Genomic DNA, 22,248 nt, shown 5'->3' with positions numbered 1-22,248 from the left:
TCCGATCAGGCGGGCGACGGATACAGCGGCCTTGTCCAAGAGGTGAGATCCGCAGGTTTTGAGTTCGTCGGGAAAGCCGGCATTATCATTCAAAGCACGATTCTTGTCAGCCCCTGATCCATCCTTTTCCATGCGCCGACGCTCTCGTCGGTTGAGATCAAAACGCGCACAAGAGGCCGCTAGACACCTCTTTGCAAGACAAGATTCAACCGGTCGCAGTTCGACGCGCAAAGACTTTCAGTCGGCGAGAGCGTATGCGTTGGCAAACAAGCTGCCGAAGCAGCCAACTACCTCATGACGTCCGCTAGCCACGCAATTCACCTCCAACAAGCCGGCGGATATCGTTGGAGGTGAGCGCTGGCTTCCAGGCTTTGTCTGATTCAGGAGTCTCTGCCGGACTGGCGTCAGATCAGTCAAGCCCGGAGCCCGCAGGCATGCGGCGGGGTAAGCCGCTGCAGGGCTTGACGAACCTGTCACGGCCGGGTCCTGCTACGTAGTATCGTTAGGAGAACCGCTAACCACCTTAGAATTCCCCATTAACTCGGTGGCCCGCTGTCTGATAGTTGCTCCCACATCAGTCTTGGCGCGCAACGTAAGATCGAACCTGACCGTGACAGTGCGGCATGTTGCTCTAACCAGTCCATCAAGTGTTCCGGAAAGAGTATGGTCATATGTGACTGAACTGGTTCCTAGTTTAAACACCTGAGAGGTAATTGTCACCAACGTTCCCACCCGGGTCTCGCGCTTATAGTGAATCTCGGTGCCAACATCGGCCCAACCCAAACGATCGAGATCGCCTTCCATTCCAGCAAGTCGTCCTAGCAGCTGAAAGCTTGCGTCGTCGAACATCGCGGCGTAGTGCCGAACATTGAGGTGGCCCATTGCATCGCACATCCAAGGATGGACTAGCCCGGCGAATGTGACGATTCCTACGTCAGTCAATGCGTATTACTTCCAAATCTCGATTTACAAAGACATTTTCGACCATGACAGCGTGCTAGCCTCTGTTTCGAACGGGTTCTATGAAAGGTTGGCCTGAAAAGATACATTGAGGTACTTGAGTTCAGTGAACTCTTCAATGCCGTGCCGCGACCCCTCACGTCCGATCCCAGATTCCTTTACGCCCCCAAACGGTGCAACTGCGGTTGATATGGAGCCGGTGTTGACACCCACCATTCCGAATTCAAGGGAGTCTGCCAAGCGCCCAATTCGATCCAAGTCGCGAGTATAGATGTAGGCAGCAAGTCCAGATGGCGTCATGTTTGCCATCATGCAGACGTCCTTTTCATTGTCGAACCGGAAAATGGCAGCGACAGGACCAAACGTCTCTTCACCGGCCAGCAACATTTTGTCGTGGGCAGCCGCGATTATGGTGGGCTCGAAGAAGTTACCTCCGAGCTTGTGCCGCTTCCCACCCGTGACCAGAACGCCACCCTGTCGGAGGGCGTCCGCTACGTGACGTTCCACCTTCTCCACAGCGCCGTTGTTTATAAGCGGTCCCTGATCGACGACAGGATCCAAGCCATTCCCGACGCAAAGAGCGTTGACGAGCTTTATCAACTTCCCCATGAACGCATCGTGGACGGCAGCATGCACAAAGATGCGGTTTGCTGAGATGCAGGTCTGCCCGGAGTTTCGGAATTTCGAAGCCATGAGGCCGACCGCAGCTGCATCAAGATCGGCGTCGTCAAACACGATAAAGGGTGCATTCCCCCCAAGCTCCAATCCCACCTTTTTTACGGTGCCGGCACACTGACGCATCAACTGCTTTCCGACGGCTGTCGATCCCGTGAAGGTCAACAGCCGGACCAAAGGGTCGCTAGTTAGGACGTCACCAATTGCCACGGCGTTGCCCGTGACGACATTCAGTACACCTGGCGGCAGGCCCGCTTCGTCGGCAAGTTCGGCCAAAGCAAGCGCCGTCAGCGGAGTATCGGGGGCCGGCTTCAGCACAACGGTGCAGCCCGCCGCCAACGCCGGGGCTACCTTGCGGGTCACCATAGCGGCGGGAAAGTTCCAGGGCGTGATTGCCGCGACAACTCCCACGGGATGCCGTGTTACCATTATCCGGCAGTCAGACCGAGGCGAAGGAATGATTTCGCCATAAATCCGCTTTGCTTCTTCTGCGTATAGCTCAACGAACGACGCTGCGTAGTCGATCTCTACGCGGGCTTCCGCCAGGGGCTTGCCCTGCTCGGTGGTGAGCAACCGCGCTAGTTCGTCACGGTGCCGGCCAATGAGATCAAACCACCCCCTGAGGATCGACGACCGGACGGAAGCCGTCGTTGAGCGCCAACCCTCGAGCGCGTTTGCTCCGCTGGCAACTGCCTCCGTTGCCCCCTTGCTGCCTACGTCAGGCACCTTCGCGATTTCCTCTCCTGTCGCAGGATTTATGACCGGCAATTCGGGACGACCCACCCACTGCCCGCCAACCCAACAATTTTCGCGAATGCTAATTGCCATCATCAGTTTTGGTCACTTCTCTTGTCATCGTTATGGGCGAAATACCACTGCAGACGAGGGAGACCACTGAAGCCAAACTGGCTTTCCCCTGTCAGACGTGAACGAAAAATGCCGGTCCAGGTTTGGCCGGATTACAGACAGGGATTGGCCCCGACGCGAGGGGTGCTCGATGTGATAGATGCAGCGATCTCCGAGATATGTTTCGTTGATCACAACGCTGCCAATGAGATTGTCAGTAGATTCGACTGGGTGCCAAAGGGGCAAGAACTTTTCGGGACGAAGGGCTATGGTGACTTTGTCGCCGATGTCTAACTCGGCGCCGCCGGAATTGACCTTACAACGACCAACGCTCTCAACCATTATCGATAAACTGTCGACAGTTTTGCCCTCGACGACGCCATCTAAGAAATTCATCGTGCCAATAAACTCGGCGACCGTCCGACAATTGGGTGACTCATAGAGATCCGTCGCTGAATCAATCTGCAGGATCTCACCTTTGGACATAACGGCGATGCGATCGGAAATCGCAAGAGCCTCCTCCTGGTCGTGGGTGACGAAGACGAAGGTTATTCCGACCGATCGCTGAAGCTCACGCAGTTCCAACTGCATTTCCTCGCGAAGCTTTTTATCCAGGGCACTCAGGGGTTCATCCAACAGCAAAACTTTTGGATTGCACACAAGCGCGCGGGCCAAGGCAACGCGCTGCCGCTGACCTCCAGACAGTTCGTGTGGGCGGCGGCGCGACAAGCCCGCGAGTTGCACGGTTTCGAGAGCCTTATGAACGATCGCGTGCTTTTCGTCCCGTTCAAGACCACCGCGCCTCAAGCCGTACGCGACATTTTCTTCGACGTTCAGATGAGGGAAGACGGCGTAGCTTTGAAATACCATATTCGTCGGCCGGCGGTTGGGCGGTGCCGCCGTCACATCTTCGCCATCAATGACAATCCGCCCGGATGTAGGACGCTCGAAGCCGCCCAGCATTCTTAACAGTGTGGTCTTCCCACAGCCGGAAGGACCGAGAAGCGAAAAAAACTCCCCCCTTCGTATCCCGAAGCTCAGGTCGCGCACTGCATTGAAGTGACCGAAGGATTTTGACACCGACTGGAACGCAATGAAATCAGAGCTGGGAAAGTTGGGCATCCGGGCCTCGCGATGTGGTTGGATAGCTCGAGCGGCTCGCCCACGCAGAGGTGAGCAGCATCAGAAACGAGACGGTGAGAATGCAAGTGCCGAGTGCTAGGACACTTGGAAGACGGTTCGGGAATCGCAGCTGACTGAAGATGAAAACCGGGAGCGTCGGCTCATTGCCACCAAGAAAAAATGCGAGAACGAATTCGTCGAAGGAGATGGTGAAGCACAGCAACAAGCTTGAGATTATAGCCGGCAGGGCAAGCGGCAATGTCACTCTGAGGAACGTCGCTAACGCCCCCTCGCCAAGGTCCCGTGACGCCTCCTCAAAGTTCTTGTCGATAGCTTGCAGCCTCGTGGCCACGGTCAGAAACGCGAAAGGAAGGCAAAGCAAGATGTGGCCGATCGCAATGCTGGTGAGCGAGGCCGGAAGATGAAAGTAGTTGCGCAAAATGCCTATGAGTGCAACGCCGAGCACGACCGGGGGGATCACCAGGGGCAGGACTATGATGCCTACAAGCCCATACTGCCCCCGAAATGGCTGCTGGCGCAGTCCAAGGGCGGTCAGTGTTGCGAGAGCAGTGCTGACAACAGACGATGCGACGGCCAGACCGAGACTGTTGGAGAGGGCCTCAAGCATCTTTTGGTTGCCAGCCAGTTGCTGGTACCACTCGAACGTCAGTCCCTTGAGTGGTAACGTCACATAGATGGCATCGTTTAAAGAGAACAGCGGAATCAACATCACTGGTGCGTAGATGACAGCGATAAGCAGGACGACGTAGGCGCTGAGGAGAACTGGGGATTTGTCTGTCATGGTCGAATGCGCCATGCGCGATAAACGAGATAGGCCGCGCCAAGGCCCGCAATCAGAGCCGCGATAGCAAACAGCGATACCATTGCGACGGCTGCGCCAAGATGGGGATCATCCGCTCGCCCGTACAAGGTGTCGATCATGTTGCCGATCATTACACCACTGGGTCCACCGACCAGAGCCGGAGTAACATAGTCGCCTACGGTCGGAATGAAGACCAGCAGCGCGGCTGCGATTACACCAGGCATTGATATAGGCAAGGTAACCCGCAGGAAGCGCCACATGGGGCCATCGCCCAGATCGGAGGCCGCCTCGAGCAGGCTGCGATCGATCCGTTCGAGCGCGATGAAAATTGGCAATACAGCAAAGGCCATCCAAGCGTGCGTTAGTGCAATGGCGACTGCAATCGAATTGTAGAGCAGAAAATCGAGGGGTTGCGATACCCAGCCAAGCTTCAACAATGCTGCGTTGAGAATGCCGTTGTAACCAAGGATGAGCTTCCAAGAGAAAATGCGAAGCAGGTAGCTTGTCCAGAACGGGATCGTAATTAGCGTAATCAACGTTGTCTTGTGTCGCCCTCCATAGATGGCGATGTAGTAAGCCAGCGGGTATGCCAAGACGACCACATTTACCGTGGTTACAGCAGATACGAGCAGCGACTTTCCCAGAACTTGAAGATAGGGACCGGAGAAAATCCTCCCGGCAGCGGGGTCGGATACTAGGGCAAATATCTGCTGGTAGTTGAAGGCGCTCGGCCAACCTCTCGGCCCATTCATACTTGCAACTGCGAGAAGAATAAAAGGCAACACGATGAACGCCAACAGGAACAGCCCGGCGGGAGCAACCAAAGCGTAGTGGCCTGGAACAAGCCTGGCGACGGATCTTCGCAATCCGAGCAGTGGCGGCGGAGGCTTCGCCCCTGGGGGATTCACTGCAGGCGGAGTGACTTCCTCACGGCGGACGACGCTGGTCGGAGAACCCCTGACTGCAAATCGGCTGAACACAGGCTCGATGGTGGGATGGGGCGCGGTGTTTCGGTTGATCGACAAATGAGCAGGCTCCGTTTTAAAACTACTTGCATGACGCATACAACTATGTCAAGTTCCTGTTGAGGCTAAATCAAGAGTTCGCCCTGGCAAACGCTATGAAGTATGACAAAATTGATCGCGTACCACACATCATCCGGCGCAGCACCGGCGCCGCGGTGTTAGTTGCATTCGCGTCGATAACGAATGCGAGCGCGGACGCGGCTTACGTAAAAGATGCGCACGCGCTCGTGACGCTGATTGAGGACTATGCCGGCCGGTATCCGGGACGTCTCACCTATGTTAGGCCGCCGAGCGAAGATGGCCTGAGGTTCGTGGCCGCCTTCATAGCCGACGCTGCAAGCGTTGACCTGAATACCCTGACGGAGCCTGACCTTCAGGCAGCCATCGACGCTGGGCTCGAACGCTTGGGGTCAGTGCATTCGCGCCTATGGCAACACGGACGCAGCCTCCCTGCGAATAACAGCGAGGCCGCCGATCTAATGGAAGAGCAATCAGTCGTATTTGTGGGACGCGACACCGCTCGCTGGGACACCGCTCGCTGGGTTGTGCGCACTGATAGTCAAGCCATCGTCGGGTCCCCTATCGATCCCGCACTGCAAATCACAGAGACGCTTCGCCAGCGCATAATCGATGCCTGGACCCAACGGTTTGGCCTGCAGCAGCCCGTCTGCGGCTGCTCATTCCGTATGTCGCAACGTACCCTTCCCCCTCTCTTCTCAACCCCGGAAACGTTTCGATGAAGCCTTTCTCTGGAATTCGCGTGCTTGACCTCACGCACGTGCTTGCGGGTCCCTTCAGCGCCTATCAACTCGCGATAATGGGCGCTGACGTCATCAAGATAGAATCGCCCGACCATCCAGATGTGGCGCGCCCCGTTGGCAGCGTCCAGCACCTCAACCGCAAAGGCATGGGAACCTCGTTTCTCACGCAGAACTCCAACAAGCGAGCAATCACGCTCAATCTCAAGACCGAGCGGGGCAAAGAGCTGTTTCGCGAACTCTCGGCCTCGGCGGACGTGATCGTAGAAAACTATCGCGCCGGAGCTATTGAAGCACTTGGCCTAGGCTATTCGGAAATCGCCGAGCTCAACCCTTCCATCATATATTGCTCGATGACAGGGTTCGGCCAGACCGGACCCAAGCGCGGCCATACGGCTTACGACAATGTCATCCAGGCCATCTCCGGGCTGATGACCACAACGGGCCATGTCGGCTCTAGCTCGCCCCTCAAAGTCGGACCACCCATCCTCGATTATTTCAGTGGCACGATGGCAGCGCTTTCGATCGCTAGCGCGCTGTTTCAACGTACGAAGACAGGTCGTGGACAGAGGATCGATGTCTCAATGATGGATTCGGCCGTCATGTTGATGGCCTGGACCGTTACCGATTTCTTGAACGGCGGCGGCGCTCCAAGGCTTTGGGGAAACGACAGCGATAATGCTGGGTATTCCTGTTACGACACGGCGGACGGTCTACTGATGGTCGGCGCTGAGGCGCCAAGCCAGCAAAGGCGTATGTGGAAGATGCTCGGCCGTGACGATCTCGCTGTCGATCAGACATTTGAGCAGGTTCTGTCCAAGCGGGACGAGCATGCTCCCATTCTGGCTGAAATCTTTCTCCGAAAAACAGCCGACCAATGGGCACTAGAGTTCCATGACGCGGGTCTTCCGGCCGAGCGCGTGCGCACGCTCGAGGAGGCGTTGGCGCACGATCAACTTTCACACCGTGCAGTGCTGCACAAGCTCGGCAAAATAGCGGCGCTCGACCAAGAGATCACTGTCCCAGTCACCGCTTTCACCTTCGCTGCCGACGGGCCGGAGATCACCTCACCCCCGCCGTTTCACGGCGAACACACAGACGAAGTCCTGAGGGAGTTTGGATACCAGGACGTGGACATGTTTGCGCTGCGGCGCGACGGCGTCATCTAAATAAAACAACAGATGGGAGGCGAAAAATGACTACGGCTTCAAATATCTTTTCCGGCGGAGGATTAGACCGGCGCGGCTTCAACAAGATGCTGCTATCGCTCGGCCTTGGGATGGTAGCCTTGCCAATGCGTTCTCAGACGAGCGTGGCCGCAGAGCGCATTACCTACTTTGCCTACGCCGGCTATGAGGATCCAGGTATGCATCGCGCATATCAGAAGAAATATGGCGGCTCGCCTGAGTCGGCATTCTTCGCAGACGACGAAGCGGCACTTCTCAAGCTTAAGAATGGATATGATGCCGACCTGGCTCACCCGTGCTCGAACAGTGTGACCAAGTGGCGCGAGGCCGGCGTAATCGTCCCCGTTGACATCAATCGCCTCAGTAATTGGGACGATATCATCCCGGCGCTCAAGTCGGTCGACGGCACCACATTCGAGGGTCAGCAATGGTTTCTCCCTTTCGACTGGGGAAGCAACGGGGTTGCCTTTCGCGAAGACCTAGTGGACGGCCAGTACCTCAAAGAAAACTCATACCGGCTTCTCTGGGATCCCCGCTATACTGGCCGGCTGGGAATGTGGGACTCGGTTGACGGTGCCGTCGCCATGGCGGCCGCGATTCTGGGCATCAAGGATACCGCCAAGGTTTCGGACGTCGAATTTGACAAGATCCGGCAGCTTCTCGCCGAGCAGAGAGCACTTGTGGCCTACTACTGGACATCTGAGACTGACGCTGAGACGGCCCTTGCATCGGGTGAATTGGTGGCGTCTTATTTGTGGAACGCACCGGTTCTGCGATTGAAGCAGCAGGGCGTTCCAGTCCAATACATGCTGAAGCCCAAGGAGGGCGTTATCTCCTACGTCTGCGGAATCGTGATGCTGAAGAATGGACCCGGGGACGAGCAGGAAAAGTACGACTTCCTCAATGCGATGACCGATCCAGAATCCGGAAAGTTCCTCATCGAAAACCTCGGCTATGCCCATTGCAACAAGAACACGTTCGCTCTGGTTAGCGACGACGTGTTGGCAGCGCGCGGCCTTTCCCGGGACCCGACCGCCTACCTCGCTGATTCGACTTTCTTCCAGACGTGGTCACAGGATCTTCGCGGCCGCTATATCACCATGTTCGAGGATGTAAAACTCGGTCGATAGGAACGCAAAGTGTGATGGACTTTAACGACGGATCTAGGATAGCCAACATAGTCGGGACGTTTTCCTTGGTCGTGGCCGACAGGCAAAAAGCCGCGACCAATGCGGCTGCGGAGCTTGAAGCCTCGGCACCCACGGCGCTCGTCACCATTTTCACATATCCAGGAATTTCGGTGAGCAAGCTCAGCGACACGCTACAGCAATCGCACTCAGGGACAGTGCGGCTGGTGGACCGTCTTCAAAATGAAGGCTTGGTGGTCCGCGCCCGATCTAACAGCGACGATGCGCGTGCCGTGACACTGACGCTCACGAAGAGCGGACAGAAGCGGGTCCAGAAAGTTCTCAAACTGCGTCGCGATGCATTGACGAAGATTCTGGCCCCACTGTCGGAGCAGGAACGGGGGGAGTTCTGCGGCCTCATAGAAAAAATCCTCTCCTCGCTCAATCACACAGTCTCCGACGGGTACGTTATTTGTAGGCTTTGTGAATTGGCCGTCTGCCCGCTCGAGAGGTGCCCCGTCGCGCGAAGTGCGAAATGAAGACCTTTGATACGAGGTCCTGCACCCTTATAGTTGTATGCTGCACACATATGGTGAACCAAATGCTAGTTACGACCTCGATTTCCCGGGCCATGAACAAAGTTGCCCGCGAGAAAATGATACTAATCAACCAGGGTTTTGTTCACGCGGTTGTCCTTCGCTACCGCGAGGGTCCGCAAATTGCTCAAGCCGAATATGCAGACAATCTGGCTGAAACACGCCGTCTTCTGACATTCTTGCTGCATATGTCCCGCCTTGACGTCGGCTTCAATCCAGATGGCAGCGGAGGATCGGACGACTACGCCAGACCGAAGCTCGGGAGAAATCTTCTCGAGATTCTCTCCAGCAACCTTGAGGTCGTTCAGCGATGCTTCCCTGCTCTTGAGGATACAATCCGGCTTGTTGGCGAGTCAGCTAACGGCCAAGCTTCGCTACCTGCCTTGAAAACTGTTCATGATGAAACGGTCGCGTATCTCGCTGAACTGCGGACACGCCTTTCCGGAGGGGAAATAACGGCCAAGCAGACCGAGATCCAATCTGAGGCAGAAACAATCACCCTCGAACATTTTATCGGCTATTCCAAGGAAGTGGACCAGCGCTGGCGCGAAACACTCGCCCCCCGAAAAGAGGAGGAGTTTCGGGATTTGATCACCGGCCTCAATTCACTGCTGATGAATGAATTCCTCGCGATCGAGCAGTTCCTGATCCACGGGTTTGTTTTTCAACGGTGGGGCCTGCACGCGACTGCAGAGAGGTGCTTTTGGCAGTCGGTCGAAGAAATGCGCGCCGCATTCCGCATTTCGCAAGTCATTCTCGTCCTCGGAGGCGACCCCGGCCAGATGCGGTCGGAACCGCACCTCATCCCTCATCGAGTTGCGGTCGGACGCAACAAGGAAGAGGCCCTCTCGAACGACCTGTTGCTGATGGAGCAGCTCATTGCGGCAGAGACGTCGCTTGCAGACGCTGCAAATGCTGATAACGGCGCCACAGAGACCCTGGTCAGCATTGTTCGCCGCCATACCAGCTATCGCGACTGGCTGACGGCCAGGCTGACCCAATGTGGGGACCCCGCGTCAGAGGAGCGCTTCGAGCAAGAGAAGAACGGGTCGCTCGAGGCCATGCTTGCGCGATGGAACGTTAAGTAACGAATTCAACAAGGGAGAAGAATGATGAACTACATGTCTGTTAGCCACCCGCAACTCGGAAAGGGTGCCACGGCGTTCCTAGCCAAAGATCTGCGGATGTTGATCGACGGCAAGTGGGTTGCTGCAAAGAGCGGCCAAACGATAGACGTAGAGGACCCCGCCACGCAACAGATCATCGCATCGGTTCCGGCCGGTTCTGCTGCCGACATCGATGCGGCCGTTCGCGCGGCACGCTTAGCTTTTGACAAGGGACCATGGTCTCGGATCAGTCCCGCGGACAGGTCTCGCCTAATCTGGAAGCTCGCCGACCTTCTTGAGACCCATGCCGATGAGTTCGCCGAGTTGGAAACAATCGACAATGGCAAGCCTGTAGTCAATGCTCGCCGGGGCGATGTACAAGGTGCGATCGACGTCTTTCGCTATATGGCAGGCTGGCCCACAAGGCTGACTGGTGAAACCGTCCCGGTATCGAGCGCCGGCAATTGGCATGTTTATACAACACGTGAGCCGGTCGGCGTCGTCGGACAAATAATACCTTGGAACTTTCCGTTGATGATGGCTGCTTGGAAGCTGGCTCCCGCCTTGGCTGCGGGCTGCACGATAGTGCTGAAGCCGGCCGAGCAAACCCCCCTCACCGCTTTGCGCTTCGGCGAGATTATCCAAGAGGCGGGTTTCCCGGATGGTGTGGTGAACATTGTAACTGGTTATGGGGAGGAGGCCGGGGCGGCTCTTGCGGAGCATCCTGACGTGGACAAAATCGCATTCACCGGTTCGACTGCTGTGGGCAAGAGGATCGTCAAGGCCGCGGCGTCGAACCTCAAGCGCGTCTCGCTCGAACTCGGGGGCAAGTCGCCCGCGATCGTTTTTCCGGATGCTGATTTGGAGCATGCTATCGCAGGAACAGCAGATGCCATTTTCTACAATATGGGCCAGTGCTGTACAGCAGGGTCGAGGCTGTTCGCGCACACGTCTGTTTTCGACAAGATCGTGGAGGGGGTGGTTGAGAAAGCCGCGCGCCTTAAGCTCGGGCACGGTCTGGATACGTCCGTTAACATGGGTCCTCTCGTCTCTCAGAAGCAGTGGGACCGCGTCACTGGTTACATTGAGTCAGGACGAAATGAGGGAGCGGAAGTTTTAACCGGCGGCACCTCGACAGACAAATCGGGCTACTTCGTCGAGCCGACAGTGCTTGTAACAACACGCGGTGACATGAAGGTGGTTAGGGAGGAGATCTTCGGGCCGGTGGTCTGCGTCCAGCGCTTCGATTCCGACGAACTCGATTGCGTCGCCAGATTCGCGAACGACACCGACTATGGCCTAGCTGCCAGCATCTGGACGCGAGACCTGAGAACCGCACACACGCTCGCGCGCAAGATCAGGGCAGGCACCGTGTGCATCAACACCCACAACTATGTCGATCCGGCGCTGCCGTTTGGAGGCTTCAAGCAGTCCGGCTGGGGTCGCGAGATGGGCAAGGAGGCAGTCGAACACTACACGGAAACGAAGGCTGTTGCTGCCTGTCTCTAGTTGTCCACGCAAAATCAGCGGTCCCGGCCAGCGTTTTTTTAAAGTTATCCTGGAATGAACTTTCTACTGGTCCCTCACGTGCGGCACGGCTCGTCTTACCTGAGCCGCGGCGACATGCTTGACAGGCACAGCACCCACCGTCATGGGGCGCTCATGACCAGCTCGCCGCCGGTTCCGGTTTCACCGGTCCAAAACGTCGCAGAAGTGACCATGCACGAAGGCGTGGAGATCGGCCACCAGCTCGCCGCGGTCTCAGCCGACAGTCCCGAATGACTGTCGGTTCGCCCGCGTGAGCGGATATCGACCGTATGCCAGAGCATAGCCTTGGCGGTGGAGATCGAAACGACGTCCAGGCAATGGAGGTCAACCTCTCCACGAGAGGTGAGGGGAACCTACCCGTAGGCACTCCGAAGATGAATCCCGCCACAGTTGTCACTCCCACCGCTTCCGCCCGCGTTTCCGCCTCTGGTTCCGGCTTCTAGGGAGCAAGTCGAGCCGCATTCCCAAACGGATCGCGGCAAGTGTGGCGATGTGTTCGAGCTGCCTCAGCATCACGCGAATTCCCAAGGCGAAAGGGAGCGGTCCGTTGGCACGACTCGATGCAGGCCTAACTTCATCAGCCGGGTTGGCCACCTTCGCCCCATGCATCGCAAAGCCTTAAATCTGCTTCAGGATGTCTCGTACGTGAATAGGGGTGGGCGGAGCACCGCGCTCAAAGATGCTGCCGCAATGCGCTCGGAGATCCTGGCGTGATCTCCGTGAGGAGGCGGTTGCGCCAGACCGGAAGGAGCTCTCGCTCGAAGATGGAGCGCCGCATCGCAAGTGCTGTCGGCCATCGGCGCGCCTGTGAGCCAGTTCTCGCCGAACTCGCCAAAACTCTTCGCCTCTTTCATGCGCCGCTTTTGCCTGCCCTGTTTAGCCCCCTACCCTGCTCCATCCTCAGCACCGCTCACCGCCCTCCTCACCTGGCACATCTGCTCGGCTCGGGGACACCCGGTTGTCATTGGCTGCGTGCTGCGCCTCGAAATGCTCCCGCGCGATCTGGTGGCCGATTAGGCGAGCGATCGACAGTACGACCTTGTCTAACTTGTCCCGTACCGCGACGTTAGCAATACCCGCATTCTGATTTTCATTGGCCGGGTTCTTCTCATCCGCCATGGCGCTGCCGGCTCTTTTTTCGAGATCAAACAGGCATTGAGTCGCAAAACGGTCAGAAGAAAAGGTCTAAGCTCGCTTTGTCGTACGGTGGCGTGCAAATACTTGCGCGTTGCGCACGCGGCTTCAGCTCTCGCTTTTCGATGAGGCCTCGGTCCGGAAGGTCTATCTGTCGGTGCAGGAAGCCGACCTCAAGGACAGCCCCTCGGCCAAGGCGGTGACCGAACGCGAGCAGGCGTGGAAGGGCGATATCCCCTTCGGCGACGACGAGGCGCTGTGGGCCTGGATCGACGGACTCGACGATGCCAGCCGGCTGGCGCTGCTCGCCCATTGCGTCAGCTACGGGATCAACGCCCTCTTCGAGCGGCCCAATCCCTACAGCGGCAGCGGCGTGAGCCAGCACGGGCTCGACCAGCGTCTGCGCGAGGCCGACCGGCTGGCCCGTGCCACCGGGCTCGACATGGTGGACGTCGGCTGGCGCCCCACCGTCGCGAACTATCTGGGACGGGTCACCAAGGCCCGTATCCTCGAGGCGGTGCGCGAGTGGACCGGCGAACCGGCGGCCCAACTCATCGACCACCTCAAGAAGGGCGACATGGCCAAGGAGGCCGAACGCCTGCTGGCCGACAGCGGCTCGGCGGGGCGGCTTCGGTCGCCCCGTCCACTCCTCACCTCACGGCCCGGCGTCCTGCCGGGCCATTTTCGTTTCAGGAGACCACCATGTCCGCCCATATCGTCTATGACACCGCGCCGCTGGGCGCGCTGATCCGCTATGCGGACGGCGCTCCGCGGCCGCCGGCCCGCTTCGCCAAAAAGCTCGCCGCCTGGGAACGGCGCAACGGCCTCGGCCGTCTCGTCCGCAAGGAGCCGCCGCGCGACCGGCCGGCCTATTGCGCGCCGGCGTCGATCATTCTCAACGAAGGCAATTTCGCCTCCGGCAGCGTCATTCTCGTCACCGTCCTGCGTGAGCACAGCCTCGACAGCGATCTTCGCTACGAGATCGTCGAGAGGCCCACGATCGGCATGGTCCGGGTTCTGCAGCAGGTCGGCGACGATGACGAGTTGCTGCACCTCGCCGAAAGGCGCGAGGCGGCCGAACTCTGGTTGGCCAAGACCGGATACCGCAATGCGCGTCTTGAAGACGTCACCGCCGACGAGATCGGCGCGGATGTCGTCGAGGGCCGGGCGGCTGCGTGAGCCGCGCAGAGCCACACCCGCGCAGAGAATATCAACCCGTTCAACATCATGGCCCGGGCTTGGAGACGAGCGCCGGGCCGCTTGCTTTTTTCAGGAGCAGCACGATGCCCGACTTCACCATCGAAACCACCTACCACCTGCCGGTTTTCCGGCACTCAACCTATTCGGCCGACACGCCCGAAGCCGCCTGCCGGCTGGGCGTTGAAGACAAGGACTGGTCTGGCCAAAGGGAGGACTACGAGTCCTCCGGCGAAACCTATGTGACCGGCATCTGGGAAGGTGCCGACGCCGCCTATCGCGGACAGGCTATCCGCGTCGCTCGTCATTTCGAAGAGGCGGTACAGCGCAAGGCCGCGCATTTCGAACTCATCTGGTTTTCAGGTTTCTGGAGCCAGGGCGACGGCGCCTGTTTCGAGGGGCGTTACGGTCATTCCAAGGGAGCACCAGCCAGAATTCGCGAACATGCTCCAAAGGACCGCGAGTTGCACAGGATTGCCTACGCGCTGCAGGCGATCCAGCGCCGCAACTTCCACAGCTCCACGCCGCCATCTCCCATCGCGACCGCTACTACCACGAATACACCATGGCGATTGCAGTCGAGCGCGACAGTCCGGTCTATCAGGACATGACCGCGGATGCGGAGGAGGCCGTCACGGAGGCGCTTCGCGACCTCGCCCGCTGGCTCTATCGCCAGCTCGAGCGCGAATACGAGTATCTGACCTCGGACGCGGTGGTCGACGAGGCGATCATAGCCAACGAATACACCTTTACCGCGGGCGGCCGCCGGTTCGGCTAGGTGCCGTTCGCCCCGTGAGCGCTGCCTGACGCACCCTGCCGGACCGATCGCTGCCCTGACCGTTGCGTTCGCAGGTCTGGACGCGGCTTCCCCGCTGTCAACGGGCAAGCCGTTCCCCCATCGCGAGCAATGGGTGACATCGGTCCTGGCTCGCATCCGCCTGCGCGCCATCGCAACGGATCAGGGAGTCAACGGCCATGTGCAGGGTTCTCAACAAGCATCACGCGGGCGTTCCGGCTGGCGCCGTCTATATCGGCCGCCGATCGAAGTGGGGCAATCCGTTCCGGATCGGCCCCGATGGCGACCGCGCCGCTGTCATCGCGAAACACGAACGCTGGCTCGCCAACCAGCACGATCTGCTGCGCGCGCTCGATGAGCTCAGCGGCCGCGATCTCGTCTGCTTCTGCTCGCCGCTGCCGTGCCACGGCGATCTGTTGCTGCGGCTCGCCAACGCGACGCGCGAGGCGCGCATCGAGTGGTGGCGCAAAACTGCGTGATCGTCGTGCTCCCGCTGGCCCGAGCCACCGGCTCCCGTTGTAAACGTCCCGCCCACTGGCCATCGCCTTCCGTCAAGACAGCCTGACCTACGGCCGCTTCGCGCGTTGCCCGATCCCAAGATCCTCCCGGCGCAGAAAACGCCCGCTCTGTTTGACGCCCGGTAAGGGGCCGCCCGCCTCATGCCGTCAACCCGCAAGGGGTTCCCCTCGGTCCCTCGGTGACGGCAGCGGCCGGCTCCTTTCTGATGGCGTCGGCGGGACGGTTTCCGCGCAAGGAATGGAGGATGGACCCATGGCAAGCACGCAGCGGCCTTATCACCCGGATGACATTGTCGTTTGGCCGGACGGCACTTGGGCGACGCTCGGGGACGTCTGGGCCGGTGACTTTGGCTGGATGTCTGACGACTACGAGATCTTTCGCGCGGACGATGCCGAACGGCTGAACGCACTGAACCTCGCGGACGATTTCGGCCTCCCCTGAGAGGGAGAGGAAGGCCGGGACGGGTTTGAGCCGGCGCGGTCGAGAGAGAGCGCCGTGCGGCTCGCTCCCGTTCCGCTCTCCCGAGGTTCCCGTCATGACGCCCATCTCCGCATCCGCGGCGCCCGCTGCCGCGCCGCTCCCGCTCGCCGATAGTCGCGCCGCAATGGCGGTCGTTGCCGCCGCCGCATGTTGCTTCCCCATCTCGAACGCGGCGAGCGCATCGACGCGCCGAAGCTGCGCGCGGCGATGGAAGCGGCATTCGGCGCCTCGGACGCCGCCGGCGCTTGGGACTGGAAGACGGCCTACGATGCCTGCGAGGCCACGACGGTCCTGTTCCTCCGCAAATACGGAAAAGCGTTGTTCCGCAAAGCCGCATCTCCGGCTCTCCGGCTTTCTGCATTGTCGAAGATCGCCGGGCTGATGCCGACGCATACCCGCCGGTCCGAGGAGGCGCAGACCTTCCAGCAGTTCTCGACGCCGATTCCTCTCGGCCTCGTTGCGGCCACCGCCGCCGCCATCACGCCGTCCGATCGGGTGCTCGAGCCTTCCGGCGGCACCGGCCTGCTCGCCATCCTCGCCGAGATCGCCGGCGCCTCGCTCGTCCTCAACGAGCTGGCCGACACACGCGCGGCCCTTCTCTCCTCTCTCTTTCCGGCCATCCCCGTCACCCGCTTCGATGCCGCCCAGATCGACGACCATCTGGATGATGGCACCGTGCCGAGCGTCGTGCTGATGAACCCGCCATTCTCCGTCATGGCCAATGTCGAGGGCCGTGTCGCCGATGCCGCCTGGCGCCACATCGCCTCGGCGCTGGCGCGCCTGGCGCCCCGGCGGGCGGCTGGTGACCATCACCGGGGCCAGCTTCGCGCCCGACAATGCGTGAGCCGTTTCAAGGGCATCGACGAAGTCTCGGAAAGTAAGGTCGAGAACCGTCATCAACGCCATCCTCAGAAGCTTCCGCAATCCCCGCCAAATGTGGGGAGCCAGTCAGCCGCCGCGACCGACTGGCTCCGGGCGCCTTGGGAGGAGCGGCGCCAAAAATCAGCAAGGCAAGTAGTTCAGACTCAAGAAATCCAGCGCGTTCGCGCCATAATCAATCAATTGTTCCAGTTGGCGCGATCGGTGATTTGCAAATAGCCATGCCGATCGATATGGGCGACGTCACCCATGTCGAACCAGCCTTCCGTGTCGAATTGATTGTGCGCTGCCATACTGAAACCCTCAGGCGACGGCTTGCGCGCCGGTGATCTCGACCAGCGAGCCGCAGATGAATGGCGCCTCGTCGGAAGCTAGGAACGCGACGAGGGCGGCGACCTCTTCGGGCCGGCCGATGCGCCCGAGCGGCACGAGCCGATCGAGATCGGCGATGGTCTTGCCAGCGCGTTTGACACCCGCTTCCAACATCGGCGTGTGGATCTCGCCAGGGCAGTCGATTAGGCTCCGGAACCACGTCTGCATCCACCTTCTCCTGCGGCTATCTCAACCAGTGCGTCGCGCTTTCATTATCCGGCGTACAAACTACACAGATCGAGACCTTCGCCTTCGAATGCTCCTCCTTCAGCACTGCCAAATGGACGGTCAGGCCACCTTGCGTCGGTTGCAAACGTGTGTCGATTGGGCGCGTGCAGCAGGATATCGTGCCACTTGGACGGCGATACGCGCCTGCCTGGAAGCACTGCGGTATTGAGACAATGTTATCTCAAAGGAAGCTCCATGCTATCTGAACCTGACTTTCCCGTTGCTGACAAAGCCGCCGTGATCTGGCGAAGGGACACCAGCCCCACAGATTTGCCAACATCATTAGCAACAACGGCTTCATCGTACTTGGAATTCGTTAGTATTTTAGCCGCGGCCTCGAGCGTCGTGCTCTTATTTAGTCTTGGTAGCGAGGGCCTTTCAGCTGGACAGTCTTCATCCATGATCGCATCCACCTTGATGAATCGACCTCGATTGACGTCCTTAACGAACCTCTGGATGTAGTCGTCGGCGGGGCGCAAAAGAATGTCCTGGCTGTCCCCCTGCTGAACGATGGTCCCATCGCGCAGGATGACTATGCGGTCGCCCAGTCGCAATGCCTCATCGAGGTCATGGGTGATGAATACGATCGTCTTCTTTAGCTCCATCTGCAGATCGAGCAGCATGGTCTGCATGTCGGTTCGGATCAGAGGATCGAGAGCCGAGTACGCCTCATCCATCAAGAGGATCGATGCATCGTTGCTGAGCGCGCGCGCGAGACCAACTCGCTGCTTCATGCCACCCGACAACTCATCTGGGTAGCGGTTTTCAAACCCCAGGAGGCCCACCCGCTCGATCCATCTCATGCCGGTTTCTCGGCTCTTAGCCTTGTCGAGCCCCCGGACTTCGAGGCCGAAAGTCACATTGTCGATAACGGTCCTGTGCGGCAGCAATGCGAAATTTTGGAACACCATCGCCGTTTGTTGGCGACGGAACTCTCGCAGTTCCAGTTCCGACATGCCCAGGATATCGCGTCCTTCGATAACGATAGAGCCTGATGTGGGCTCGATCAGACGGTTGATGTGACGAATCAGTGTAGACTTGCCGGACCCCGACAACCCCATAATGACCTGTATCTTTCCGGCAGGAATTGCGATGTTGATGTTGTTCAGCCCAAGGATGTGTCCATGCATATTTGACAGTTCGGACTTGGAGAGGCCGTTGCGGATCGCTTCGACGCACTGCTTTGGAGAATTACCAAATATCTTGTAGAGGTCTCGGATCTCGATTGATGCGTCGCTTCTATTCATGCCCAGCGCCCCGATGTTTTTGCAACCGGCGGCCGTAGGCTTGGCTTATGCGGTCGAATATGATCGCGATGCCTACAATAGCAAACCCGCTGAAGATACCTTGCGTGAAGTACTGATTTGCGATCGCCTGCAACACATTTAGGCCAAGCCCTTGGACGCCAATCATTGAGGCAATGACAACCATTGCAAGCGCCATCATGATGGTCTGGTTGATACCAGCCATTATAGTTGGCATGGCAAGCGGCATCTGAACCTTCCAAAGTTTCTGCCATCGGGAACACCCGTAGGCGTCCGCCGCCTCCAGAACTTCTTTGTCCACAAGGCGTATCCCGAGATCGGTAAGTCGGATAATTGGAGGAATTGCATAGATCACGACCGCGATGAAGCCGGGCACGCGGCCGATCCCAAGCAACATGACAACCGGAATCAGGTAGACGAACGGCGGCATCGTCTGCATTACGTCGAGGACGGCCCGCATCACTCCAGCGATTTTCCTGAAACGGTTCATCAAGATTCCGAGCGGAATTCCTATAGCAATTGCGAAGAGCGTCGATGAAAGGACGAGAGAGATCGTCTTCATCGCGTCAAGCCACAACCCTAGGAGCCCGATCGCCAGCAACGTTCCAATAACAGCGGCTACAGCGGCCCAACTCCGCGCCACAATCCATGCAATCGCGGCCATTGCGAACACGACGATCGGCCAAGGAGCGTGGGACATCATATTCTCGAAGAACACGAGAACATAAAAGAGAGGCTTGAAAAAGGCCTCGATGCTGTCGCCATATGTCCGCGTGAGGGTCCTGAGAAAACCATCGACGGTGCGTGTGACGGCGAGGAGCAGGTCAGGGCTCAATTGAGGAAATCTGTATAACCAATCCATACCAAATACCTTGATGAACACTCACCACCCAGCACCATTGACTGCACTCGATCGTCAAGCGTTGCAATCGGGTTCATGCGTGAGTTCCGGCCATCGGGCCCGGCCGTTGGCAAGGATTTCGTACTTGCTTGCCACGGAGGATGCAGCGCGAATATGGTGGCCCCGGAAGGCGGAGCCACCATCACGTCAGGGCTCAGAGAGCGGCCTTAACCTTTTCTGCAACATCTGCAGGGACCCATTTGGTCCAGACGTCCGGCATGTTTTCGATGAACCAACGGGCTCCATTCTGACCATTCGCCTGGTTTTCCGTCATCCACAGCATGATCTGACCAACTTCGGCCTGCGTCCAGCTGCGCTTGGCGAAGTATTGCTTTGCCGGCTCTACGTCGTCCCGCGCGAGGAACTTTGATGAGGCGGTCGTGACCTCTTCGGCAGGCTTCCAGTAGTTCGGCTTCGGATCGGGGCAGTCCTGCTTCGTCGTGCAGCGCGTCCATTCTTCAGCATCGTGTTCGGGCCCTTCAAGGCGCACCATCGGATACTTCGTGACAAGCGATGTTGGAACCCAGGCGTAGGCTATGTAGCCCTGCTTGCGCTCGTAGGCCTTGGTGATGGCTCCGTCGAGAGCGGCGCCAGATCCGCTCGGGACAAGCACAAACCCCTTCTGGTCAGCTTGCAAGGCCTTGAACAATTGCCCCGTAACTATGGTGGAACCCCAGCCCTGCGGGCCCTGGATGATGCCGCCCTTCGAAGGATCTTCGGGGGCTGGAAACAGCTCCGGGTGCTTCAGAGCCTCATCGATAGTTTTGATGTCGGGGTGGGCGTCGACGATGTACTTCGGAATAAACCAGCCGGACACAGATCCATCGGAGATCGCGGTACCGATCCGGCTGATACGCCCTTCTTCAGCACCCTTGACATACACTGCTCCGACCGCGGACGGCGACACAGCCGGGGCAATATCGGGCTGGCCCCGCTCAATCATCGAAGTGAGCGTCGGAACCGTGTCGCCCGCAACGACTGAAACGTTGCAACCATACCCGTTGTTGAGGATGAATTGATCCACATAGGCGTTGACCTCTGCTGACTGCCAGCTAAAGGCGGCAACCGAGATGTCGCCGCAGGCCGCATGCGCCGCACCACCGGTCACAAGCGGCATCACCGCAACGGCAGCGGCATACAAGAATTTAGTCATGCCAAGTTCCTCTCATTGTTTTACCTCTGGTCTATCGATGCCGATGCCTGGTCGATCGCGTACGTTGCTCCCATTGGCATCAAACTTTACGACCTGGCCAAATTACCCTTCATCATCTACGGGCTGTAGGCGGAAAAATTAGCGCCTGATATAATCTCGATTCATGTGTGTGTGCACACCTCGATCATATTTAAAGCGATGCGTGATTTCCGGCGCAACGGCCGGGGTGGTTGACAAGGATGCGGAAGCTCCGGCCACGGAAAGCTCAACATAGATTCGGTGGCCCCGAAATGCGGAGCCACCATCATCACATTAGGGCTCAGAGAGCGGCCTTGACCTTTTCTGCAACATCTGCAGGAACCCATTTGGTCCAGACATCCGGCATGTTTTCGATAAACCACCGGGCGCCATTCGAACCATTCGCCTGGTTTTCCGTCATCCACAACATGACTTGGCCAACTTCGGCCTGCGTCCAGCTGCGCTTGGCGAAGTATTCCTTCGCCGGCTCTACGTCGTCCCGCGCGAGGAACTTTGCCGACCCCGCCGTGATCTCTTTGGCAGGTTTCCAGTAGTTCGGCTTCGGATCGGGGCAATCCGGCACCGTCGTGCAGCGGCCCCATTCTTCCGCATCGTGTTCGGGCCCTTCAAGGCGTACCATCGGATACTTGGCGAGGAGGGATGTCGGAACCCAGTGATAAGCTATGTAGCCCTGCTTGCGCTCATAGGCCCGAGTAATGGCTCCCTCGAGAGCGGCGCCAGATCCGCTTGGAACGAGTTCAAAACCCTTCTCGTCAGCTTTGAAGGCTTTGAACAATTGCCCCGTGACTATTGTCGAACCTCGGCCTTGTGGGCCCTGAATGATGCCGCCCTTCGATGGATTCTCGGGAGCCGGAAACAGCTCCGGATGCTTCAAAGCGTCCTCGATAGTCTTGATGTCGGGGTGAGCGTCGGCGGTATACTTCGGAATATACCAGCCCGTCACGGTCCCGTCACTGATAGCGGTGCCGATCTGGCTGATCCTCCGTTCAGCAGCGCCCTTAGCATATAGTTCGCCGACCGCGGAAGGCGACAATGCTGGCGCAACATCGGGCTGACCCCGCTCAATCATCGAAGTGATACTCGGGACCGTATCGCCCGCAACCACAGAGACGTTGCAGCCATACCCGTTATTGAGGATGAATTGATCCACATAGGCGTTGACCTCGGCCGATTGCCAGCTAAAGGCTGCGACGGTGATGTCGCCGCAGGCCGCATGCGCAGCTCCACCAGCCGTGAACGGCATCATCGCAACGGCAGCGGCATACAAGAATTTAGTCATGTCAAGTTCCCTCCCACGTCTGTTTTATCGTTGCCGATGTCGCTTAAGCCGCTGATATTGCTTCTTCGCTATTTGGCATCAGACTTTACGATCGGGCAAAATTACCATTCATCATCACCGGGCTGTAGGAGGAAAAATAGCGTTTGATATGAATTTGATTCATGGACATTTGGCACTGGCCGTTTGACCGTGATAATGCTCGACCTCGATGCCGTTCCCGCCGCAGCACGTTT

Annotated in this window: 19 protein-coding genes and 5 pseudogenes; 12 read left to right on the top strand and 12 right to left on the bottom strand. The window is 58.5% G+C overall.

All coding sequences use genetic code 11. The annotated features are described in order from the left end of the window. Positions 1-489: 489 nt before the first annotated feature. The 5 genes from AC0L25_RS24010 to AC0L25_RS23990 form a co-directional block, all read right to left on the bottom strand. A complete protein-coding gene (locus AC0L25_RS24010) occupies positions 490-894 on the bottom strand; it encodes an acyl-CoA thioesterase (RefSeq protein WP_473597802.1) in 405 nt (134 codons plus the stop codon). A gap of 126 nt (positions 895-1,020) precedes the next feature. Beyond that, positions 1,021-2,466 (bottom strand): NAD-dependent succinate-semialdehyde dehydrogenase, encoded by a 1,446-nt coding sequence (locus tag AC0L25_RS24005; protein WP_473597794.1) that lies wholly within the window; start codon positions 2,464-2,466, stop codon positions 1,021-1,023. Between the two features lie 27 nt (positions 2,467-2,493). After that, positions 2,494-3,603, bottom strand: coding sequence for an ABC transporter ATP-binding protein (locus AC0L25_RS24000; protein WP_473597793.1), 1,110 nt, complete (start codon positions 3,601-3,603; stop codon positions 2,494-2,496). Further along, a complete protein-coding gene (locus AC0L25_RS23995; protein WP_473597792.1) occupies positions 3,581-4,405 on the bottom strand; it encodes an ABC transporter permease in 825 nt (274 codons plus the stop codon). Before AC0L25_RS23995 ends, AC0L25_RS24000 begins: the two co-directional genes overlap by 23 nt. Further along, positions 4,402-5,451 (bottom strand): ABC transporter permease, encoded by a 1,050-nt coding sequence (locus AC0L25_RS23990; RefSeq protein WP_473597791.1) that lies wholly within the window; start codon positions 5,449-5,451, stop codon positions 4,402-4,404. Before AC0L25_RS23990 ends, AC0L25_RS23995 begins: the two co-directional genes overlap by 4 nt. Positions 5,452-5,477: 26 nt before the next feature. On the opposite strand from AC0L25_RS23990, the gene AC0L25_RS23985 reads away from it, so the two are divergent. From AC0L25_RS23985 to AC0L25_RS23960, 6 genes are all read left to right on the top strand, one after another. Next, on the top strand, positions 5,478-6,191 hold the full coding sequence (locus AC0L25_RS23985) for a hypothetical protein (protein WP_473597790.1): 714 nt from the start codon (positions 5,478-5,480) through the stop codon (positions 6,189-6,191). Then, on the top strand, positions 6,188-7,378 hold the full coding sequence (locus tag AC0L25_RS23980; protein WP_473597789.1) for a CaiB/BaiF CoA transferase family protein: 1,191 nt from the start codon (positions 6,188-6,190) through the stop codon (positions 7,376-7,378). The genes AC0L25_RS23985 and AC0L25_RS23980 overlap by 4 nt, the downstream gene beginning before the upstream one ends. 26 nt (positions 7,379-7,404) lie before the next feature. Further along, complete coding sequence (locus AC0L25_RS23975; protein WP_473597788.1) at positions 7,405-8,526, top strand: extracellular solute-binding protein; 1,122 nt, start codon at positions 7,405-7,407, stop codon at positions 8,524-8,526. A gap of 71 nt (positions 8,527-8,597) precedes the next feature. After that, a complete protein-coding gene (locus AC0L25_RS23970; protein WP_473597801.1) occupies positions 8,598-9,062 on the top strand; it encodes a MarR family winged helix-turn-helix transcriptional regulator in 465 nt (154 codons plus the stop codon). 92 nt (positions 9,063-9,154) lie between these two features. Continuing rightward, positions 9,155-10,207: a ferritin-like domain-containing protein gene (locus AC0L25_RS23965; protein WP_473597787.1), complete on the top strand. Its 1,053-nt coding sequence runs from the start codon at positions 9,155-9,157 to the stop codon at positions 10,205-10,207. A gap of 24 nt (positions 10,208-10,231) precedes the next feature. After that, positions 10,232-11,734 (top strand): aldehyde dehydrogenase family protein, encoded by a 1,503-nt coding sequence (locus AC0L25_RS23960; protein WP_473597786.1) that lies wholly within the window; start codon positions 10,232-10,234, stop codon positions 11,732-11,734. Positions 11,735-12,205: 471 nt separating this feature from the next. Here the strand turns inward: AC0L25_RS23960 and AC0L25_RS23955 are convergent. Together AC0L25_RS23955 and AC0L25_RS23950 are read right to left on the bottom strand one after the other, a co-directional pair. After that, positions 12,206-12,642: pseudogene (locus AC0L25_RS23955) on the bottom strand (tyrosine-type recombinase/integrase); the annotation flags it as partial. Between the two features lie 31 nt (positions 12,643-12,673). Then, positions 12,674-12,892, bottom strand: a complete 219-nt coding sequence (locus AC0L25_RS23950) for a hypothetical protein (RefSeq protein ID WP_473597785.1) — start codon at positions 12,890-12,892, stop codon at positions 12,674-12,676. Between the two features lie 142 nt (positions 12,893-13,034). On the opposite strand from AC0L25_RS23950, the pseudogene AC0L25_RS23945 reads away from it, so the two are divergent. The 6 genes and pseudogenes from AC0L25_RS23945 to AC0L25_RS23920 all read left to right on the top strand — a co-directional run. Next, positions 13,035-13,523: pseudogene (locus AC0L25_RS23945) on the top strand (DNA-binding protein); the annotation flags it as partial. Between the two features lie 86 nt (positions 13,524-13,609). Beyond that, on the top strand, positions 13,610-14,086 hold the full coding sequence (locus AC0L25_RS23940; RefSeq protein ID WP_473597784.1) for a hypothetical protein: 477 nt from the start codon (positions 13,610-13,612) through the stop codon (positions 14,084-14,086). 104 nt (positions 14,087-14,190) lie between these two features. After that, positions 14,191-14,882: pseudogene (locus tag AC0L25_RS23935) on the top strand (antitoxin of toxin-antitoxin stability system). 197 nt (positions 14,883-15,079) lie between these two features. Then, positions 15,080-15,379 carry a DUF4326 domain-containing protein gene (locus AC0L25_RS23930; RefSeq protein ID WP_473597783.1) on the top strand — a complete coding sequence of 100 codons (300 nt, stop codon included), beginning with the start codon at positions 15,080-15,082 and terminating at the stop codon, positions 15,377-15,379. 292 nt (positions 15,380-15,671) lie between these two features. After that, complete coding sequence (locus AC0L25_RS23925) at positions 15,672-15,860, top strand: hypothetical protein (RefSeq protein WP_473597782.1); 189 nt, start codon at positions 15,672-15,674, stop codon at positions 15,858-15,860. 94 nt (positions 15,861-15,954) lie between these two features. After that, positions 15,955-16,734 (top strand): annotated as a pseudogene (locus AC0L25_RS23920) (methylase); the annotation flags it as partial. Positions 16,735-17,081: 347 nt separating this feature from the next. Here AC0L25_RS23920 and AC0L25_RS23915 read toward each other — a convergent pair. The 5 genes and pseudogenes from AC0L25_RS23915 to AC0L25_RS23895 form a co-directional block, all read right to left on the bottom strand. Continuing rightward, positions 17,082-17,288, bottom strand: a pseudogene (locus AC0L25_RS23915) (SDR family oxidoreductase); the annotation flags it as partial. 266 nt (positions 17,289-17,554) lie between these two features. Continuing rightward, a complete protein-coding gene (locus AC0L25_RS23910) occupies positions 17,555-18,625 on the bottom strand; it encodes a quaternary amine ABC transporter ATP-binding protein (RefSeq protein ID WP_473597781.1) in 1,071 nt (356 codons plus the stop codon). Continuing rightward, complete coding sequence (locus tag AC0L25_RS23905; protein ID WP_473597800.1) at positions 18,618-19,505, bottom strand: ABC transporter permease; 888 nt, start codon at positions 19,503-19,505, stop codon at positions 18,618-18,620. The genes AC0L25_RS23910 and AC0L25_RS23905 overlap by 8 nt, the downstream gene beginning before the upstream one ends. Positions 19,506-19,698: 193 nt before the next feature. Further along, positions 19,699-20,697: a glycine betaine ABC transporter substrate-binding protein gene (locus tag AC0L25_RS23900; RefSeq protein WP_473597780.1), complete on the bottom strand. Its 999-nt coding sequence runs from the start codon at positions 20,695-20,697 to the stop codon at positions 19,699-19,701. Positions 20,698-21,016: 319 nt separating this feature from the next. Then, a complete protein-coding gene (locus AC0L25_RS23895; RefSeq protein ID WP_473597779.1) occupies positions 21,017-22,015 on the bottom strand; it encodes a glycine betaine ABC transporter substrate-binding protein in 999 nt (332 codons plus the stop codon). Positions 22,016-22,248 lie beyond the last annotated feature (233 nt).

The organism is Mesorhizobium sp. WSM4813 (genome assembly GCF_055811555.1).
Note: the sequence above shows the minus strand (reverse complement) of the source record. Positions and strands in the feature narration are given on the sequence as shown.